Source organism: Natrinema gari JCM 14663, assembly GCF_000337175.1.
GTDB classification, from domain to species: Archaea; Halobacteriota; Halobacteria; order Halobacteriales; family Natrialbaceae; genus Natrinema; species Natrinema gari.
In genome coordinates this window covers 1-256 of record NZ_AOIJ01000070.1, presented here as the reverse complement: position 1 = coordinate 256, position 256 = coordinate 1, and the positions used below count along the sequence as shown (strand labels likewise).

Annotated in this window: 1 rRNA gene; it reads left to right on the top strand. The window is 61.3% G+C overall.

The features are described 5' to 3' along the window. Positions 1 to 256 (top strand): 16S ribosomal RNA (locus C486_RS16675); the annotation flags it as partial.

Here is a 256-nt window from a genome sequence, read left to right as displayed (position 1 = left end):
CGTAGCTGGCCACGCAAGTCTATCGGGAAATCCGCGCGCTTAACGCGCGGGCGTCCGGTGGAAACTGCGTGGCTTGGGACCGGAAGACCAGAGGGGTACGTCCGGGGTAGGAGTGAAATCCCGTAATCCTGGACGGACCACCGGTGGCGAAAGCGCCTCTGGAAGACGGATCCGACGGTGAGGGACGAAAGCTCGGGTCACGAACCGGATTAGATACCCGGGTAGTCCGAGCTGTAAACGATGTCTGCTAGGTGTG